This is a genomic window from Streptomyces sp. NPDC059456 (genome assembly GCF_042750055.1).
Taxonomy (GTDB): Bacteria; Actinomycetota; Actinomycetes; order Streptomycetales; family Streptomycetaceae; genus Streptomyces.
The window spans coordinates 1-5,060 of record NZ_JBHYVA010000627.1; the positions used below are offsets into that span (position 1 = coordinate 1).

Genomic DNA, 5,060 nt, shown 5'->3' on the forward strand with positions numbered 1-5,060 from the left:
CCCGTGAACGTCTCTACCCACACCAGCTCAGCCCGCAACACCCCACCCATACAGGCAAAATGCCCAGAACTGAGCCTTCTGCAACACCCTTTAGTACTCCCTCTGACACCCGGAAGGCGCGGCTCCCTGGCCGGCGTACACCACGTGCCGGTGCCGGGTGTCGGGCCGCGGCGGCACCGGCCGCGTCCCGTCCTTCTGCTAAACGCGGGCGCTGGCCGAGGCCCACCGGGCGGCGTGCGGGGCGGCATAGCACCGGACGTACACCGTCTGCTGCGGACTCCACTGCTGTTCGACGGTGTCCATCAGCTCCCAGCCCAGCCGCTCGTACAGGGCTGCCGCGGCGGCATCGCCGGACAGGACGTCGAGCACCGGATACAGTCCGTGCCGCTGTGCTTCCTCCACTGCCCGCCCGACCAGCAGGGCGCCGAGGGCGTGCCCCCTGGCGCCGGGGGAGACGAACAGCCGGGTGACCACGGCGGCCGCCTCCCGCGGCGCGCCGGTCCGCCCGCTCCACAGGGCGGGGGCCGAATCGCCCGCGGCCGCGTGCGACAGGCCGATGTGCCCGACGGGGCGGCCGTCGAGCTCGGCCACCCAGGAGCCGAGCTGGGGGCCGTCCGACAGCCAGGCGCCGGGCTGCTCAGGCCAGTTGAGGGGGTAGCCGTCGTGCCGGTGGACCTCGGCGAGGACGCGCAGGCACGCCTCGACATCGTCTTCGGCCCTCCGCCGGATGCGCAGGCCCGGCCTCTCCTCCGGCACGCCGGAGCCCTCGGCGACGCTCACTGCGCTTCCTGCGCCCGCTCCGCCGAGGCCCGCTGCTCCGCCTCCCACTCGGCGTCCGCTGCCTCTTCCTCGGCCCGCTTCTGCCACTCCTCGTACTCGGGGTACTCGGGCTCCTCGTACGGCAGGGGATCGGTGACCCAGCCCGCTGCGAGCACCAGGCGGGAGGTGCGGTGGACGGCGAGGAAGCCGAAGGGGCGGTCGAAGCAGACCTCGGCCTGCCGGGTGCGGTAGCGAAACCGGGGCGATGCGGCCGCGCCGGCGTACGCCGCGACGGCCGTCACGGCCGCGGCCTCGAAGCCCTCGGCGTGGAAGCGGGCCATCGCCGACTGGCGTGCCGAGCCCACGGCCAGGGGGCGGGGGCTGATCCCCGGGAAGTGGCCGGCGCCGGTGTCCGAGGCGGAGGCGAGGCCGAACAGGGCGCGATGGTCGAGGAGATCGTGCTCGGCGGTCACGTCGAAAGCCGTCGTCTGGATGTGGAGATACGGCTCCGGATTCAGCGACAGGACCGTCCCGATGCGCAGGCCGGGACCCGGGCTCCCCTCGGGCAGCAGGCTCGCGCCGGTGGCCGCGAGCGCGCGGGTCACCACGTCCACCCCTGCGGACAGCACCCGGCGCGGCGACGCACCAGGTGCGCCCAGCACCAGGTGGACGTCCACGCCGCCGTCGCCGACCACCTCGAGCACCGTGACCGGACCCGCCGGGGTCTGCGCCACGCGGACGCGGTCCAGGAGGGTGGTGCTGCGGCGCAGCGCGGTGAGGCCCCGTCCGGCCCAGGGGCCTTCGGACGGCTCGACGATCCCGGAGCGGAACGGCTGGATCCAGCGCAGCCGCTGGGCCAGCGCCGAGGCGAGCACCAGCTGGTTGTGCGCGGGGGGCGGCTGGAAGTCGACCGGCATCCGCTCGACCAGGCCGCCCGTGTGTTCGGCGGCCCAGGCGTCGAGGGTCTTGGCGTCGGTGTCGGGGTCGCCGGTCAGCATCCCGTGCGCGCCGTCCGGGAGCGCGTCCAGCCACCGCTGCTCCAGGGGCAGCTCCTGCAGGGCCCACAGCCCCGTGGCCGTCTGGAGGCCCCGTACGCCGGACAGGTCGGCGAGGAGTTCGCGTGCGGCCGCGGCCGCCGAGTCGGCGGATATGCCGAGGGCTTCGGAGAGTTCCCCGCGGGCGGGGCCGGCCGCGCCGTCGGCCAGGAGGGCGAGCAGGGGCCAGACCCCCACGGCCGTGAGGACTGTGCCGGTGTCGCCGGCGACGGCTTGTTCGGCCCAGCGTGCGGTGAGCCGGTTGACCGCACGGATCGTCGAGTTGCGCATGGTCGGGAGGGTAAGGGACGAACGCCGCCGGGCCGCAGCCGATTTCTCCGGTCGCCGCTACGGCAGGCTCTGGTGGCCGACGTCGTCGGCGAGGCCGCCGTTCAGCGCGAACGGCACGGCGGCGGGACGGGGCTGGGGAGTGTGGCATGTCCGACCGTGCGGGTAGCCTCATGGGGCTACCGGGGCAGTTCGGCGGTGCGTTCGGGGTGGGCGGTGGCGACGTGGCGCATGGCGGTCTGCCCGGTGATACCGAACAGACTCATCAGGCGGAGCGGGTCGGCGCTCTCGACTGCCTCGTTGAGGATGCGGTCCTGACGCAGGCCGTTCAGCATCAGCCCGCGAGGAGGGCGCCGCGGAGCAGTCCGATGTCGACTGCCGGGTGGTCCGGGTCGACCTCGGTCTTCTGGTTGACCAGGAGGTGGGGGTTGACCGAGACCGGCCACCGGTGGCGGCGCACGGGGGCATATGTGCGGCAGCACCGAGGCCTCCGTGGCTCGCCTAGTCTCGGCGTTCTTCCTGCTGTGATGACCTGCGAGGTTTCCCCGTGAGTGAGCTCGATGACTACGGGGCCAAGATGGCGGCCCGCTTCCACACCTTCGACCAGGACGGTGACGGACACTTCACCCGCCGGGACTTCCAGCTCATGGCCGAGCGGGTCGCTCGCGCCTTCGACGTCGCCGACGGCACGGGCCAGACCGCCGCTCTGCAGGAGGCGGCCGACGGGTACTGGGAGGGCATGGCCGGCCTCGCGGACGGCGACCTCGATGGCCGCATCACCCGTGGGGAGTTCGTCGGCGCCGCCCTAACCGGCCTGCACCAGGACCCGGAAGCATTCACCCGGATCGCCCTGCCCAGGCACCGGGCGGTGTTTACGGCCGCCGACCACGAAGGCGACCGCCGCGTCACCGTCAACGCGGTCGACCTCATGCTGGTCGCGCTCGGCGCGGAGCCGGGACAGGCTCGCCGCGTCGCCGCCGAACACCGCACCGACTCCACCGGACTGATCGCCGAGGACGAGATCCTCACCGCCGTCACCGCCTACTGCACCACCGGCGAACCCCAGCAGGCCTTCGCCGTCACCGCCTGAACCACCGAGCCCGCCCAAAGGCTTGCCGGCTTCGATGCCGCGCGTGCCCGCTTCAGCCCGGCCGAACTGCACGTCGTGGTGCGGATTCTGCGCAAGATGAACGACCAGCTCGCCCGTGTACGCAGCTGAGCGACCGGTGAGCCGGCAGGCAAAGCATCGCCAGCCTGTGCATGACGGATGTTCGTCACGTGTTGCGGCGGGTGAGGGAAGCGTTCAGGGCGGTGGCGAAGACGCACCAGGCGGCGTAGGGCAGCAGTGCACGGGCGGCGACCGGGTCGGTCCCTGCGGTACGGCGGATGAGTTCGGCGTTGCTGAGATCGAGGATCAGCATGCCGGCCAGCGCAGCTCGGGGGCTGCGGCGGCGGAAGAACAGCCACGTCCATCCGGCGTTGAGCGCCAGGTTCACGCCGAACGAGAGGGCCGTGGCGGCCCGCTCCCGCCCCCGAGTGCGGCCCAGCGCGTGGCCGGCCGCGAAGGCGATCGAGGCATACAGCGGCGTCCACACCACTCCGAACGCCCACGACGGCGGCTGCCAGGCGGGCTTATGCAGATTGCGGTACCAATCACTGTCCGCATCGACGGGCACCGAACCTGCCGTCGCGGCCGCCGCTACCGCGACGGACGCTGCTGCGTACCGCTTCCAGCCGGACGGCGCGACGGGTCGAGAGTCCTCACTGATCAGCCTCATGAGGAGATGCTTCCCCTTCGCCCGGCGGCCCTCACCGAACCATCCGCCGACACGCCGGGATCCGCCGCTCGCCGGCGGGCATCGTGGTCCCCGTATACGAGACGCCCCGGCCATCCGTCGACCCCCGCGGGTGTCGTGACAGGAGCCGGCTCGCACAGCACCCCGTCGAAGCCCAACGCTGCGGCAGACAGTCTCGGCATGAGATCGGGCCGCGCAACAGATGCTGCGCGGGCCGATGGCATGTTCCACGTCACGGTAGGCGCTCTGGTCCGGCAGGACTGCCGGTTCCCGTACGGTCGAGAGGCGGGTGGGGAGGGTTACGCCGGGGTGATGTTCTCGGCCTGGGGACCCTTCTGGCCTTGAGTGACGTCGAACGTCACGGCCTGGCCCTCCTGGAGCTCACGAAAGCCCGAGGAGTTGATCCCGGAGTAGTGGGCGAAGACGTCCGGGCCGCCGCCGTCCTGGGCGATGAAGCCGAAGCCCTTCTCCGCGTTGAACCACTTCACAGTTCCCGTAGCCATACTCATGCCTTCCAGTCGACGAACGCCTCCCACAGCGTGCGGAAGGCGGAGGTGATCGCCCTGGTTCCTGCGGCACAGCACAGCAAAACACCCACGCCGAAGGCTTGGGCAAAGGGAACTTCCGAACCACGACAGCTGACTCAGACGGTACACGCCCGCACACCCTGTCACCAGAGAAACCCGGGCAGCGTGCCCCCGCCGTGGATGCCACAGCCCCGCCGGCGGCCTGCCGGCGCGAGGTACGGTCTCAGGCCGCGGACGGCGGGCCCGCCGACTCGGCGGCGCGGCGGTACTCGGCGTTGATGCGCTGGGCTTCCTCGAGCTGGTCTTCGAGGACGATGATGCGGCAGGCCGCCTCGATCGGGGTGCCCTGGTCCACGAGCTCGCGTGCGCGGGCGGCGATGCGCAGTTGGTAGCGGGAGTAGCGGCGGTGTCCGCCGGCTGAGCGGAGCGGGGTGATCAGGCGGGCTTCGCCGAGAGCGCGCAGGAAGCCCTGGGTGGTGCCGAGCATCTCGGCGGCCCGGCCCATCGTGTAGGCGGGGAAGTCGTCGTCGTCCAGGTGGCCGCCGAGCGGGCTGGCCGGGTTTTCTGCTGTCATCGAACCTCTCTTATGGAACGCGTGGAGGGGGGCAGCGGCCGGAAAGGAAACACCCCCACACCAAAACATTGACACCCAAAGG

At 71.9% G+C, this 5,060-nt stretch carries 8 protein-coding genes; 1 reads left to right on the forward strand and 7 read right to left on the reverse strand.

Features of this window, described 5'->3' with window-relative positions:
• Positions 1 to 198: 198 nt before the first annotated feature.
• The 4 genes from ACFXA3_RS35030 to ACFXA3_RS35045 all read right to left on the reverse strand — a co-directional run bounded on the left by ACFXA3_RS35030 (position 199) and on the right by ACFXA3_RS35045 (position 2,541).
• Positions 199 to 693 (reverse strand): GNAT family N-acetyltransferase, encoded by a 495-nt coding sequence (locus ACFXA3_RS35030; protein WP_385193816.1) that lies wholly within the window; start codon positions 691 to 693, stop codon positions 199 to 201.
• An 83-nt stretch (positions 694 to 776) separates the two neighbouring features.
• Complete coding sequence (locus tag ACFXA3_RS35035; RefSeq protein WP_385193801.1) at positions 777 to 2,084, reverse strand: serpin family protein; 1,308 nt, start codon at positions 2,082 to 2,084, stop codon at positions 777 to 779.
• A gap of 176 nt (positions 2,085 to 2,260) precedes the next feature.
• Positions 2,261 to 2,416 carry a hypothetical protein gene (locus tag ACFXA3_RS35040; RefSeq protein WP_385193803.1) on the reverse strand — a complete coding sequence of 52 codons (156 nt, stop codon included), beginning with the start codon at positions 2,414 to 2,416 and terminating at the stop codon, positions 2,261 to 2,263.
• On the reverse strand, positions 2,416 to 2,541 hold the full coding sequence (locus ACFXA3_RS35045) for a hypothetical protein (RefSeq protein ID WP_385193806.1): 126 nt from the start codon (positions 2,539 to 2,541) through the stop codon (positions 2,416 to 2,418). Before ACFXA3_RS35045 ends, ACFXA3_RS35040 begins: the two co-directional genes overlap by 1 nt.
• Before the next feature lie 87 nt (positions 2,542 to 2,628).
• Here ACFXA3_RS35045 and ACFXA3_RS35050 point away from each other — a divergent pair, with 87 nt between their 5' ends.
• Positions 2,629 to 3,171 carry an EF-hand domain-containing protein gene (locus ACFXA3_RS35050; protein WP_385193808.1) on the forward strand — a complete coding sequence of 181 codons (543 nt, stop codon included), beginning with the start codon at positions 2,629 to 2,631 and terminating at the stop codon, positions 3,169 to 3,171.
• Positions 3,172 to 3,355: 184 nt separating this feature from the next.
• Here the strand turns inward: ACFXA3_RS35050 and ACFXA3_RS35055 are convergent, their stop codons facing one another.
• From ACFXA3_RS35055 to ACFXA3_RS35065, 3 genes are all read right to left on the reverse strand, one after another.
• On the reverse strand, positions 3,356 to 3,859 hold the full coding sequence (locus ACFXA3_RS35055; protein WP_385193810.1) for a TspO/MBR family protein: 504 nt from the start codon (positions 3,857 to 3,859) through the stop codon (positions 3,356 to 3,358).
• Positions 3,860 to 4,176: 317 nt separating this feature from the next.
• The gene (locus tag ACFXA3_RS35060) at positions 4,177 to 4,380 is read right to left on the reverse strand and encodes a cold-shock protein (protein WP_385193812.1); all 204 of its coding nucleotides are present in this window, start codon (positions 4,378 to 4,380) and stop codon (positions 4,177 to 4,179) included.
• Positions 4,381 to 4,627: 247 nt separating this feature from the next.
• Positions 4,628 to 4,978, reverse strand: coding sequence for a helix-turn-helix domain-containing protein (locus tag ACFXA3_RS35065; protein WP_385193814.1), 351 nt, complete (start codon positions 4,976 to 4,978; stop codon positions 4,628 to 4,630).
• Between the last annotated feature and the right edge of the window lie 82 nt (positions 4,979 to 5,060).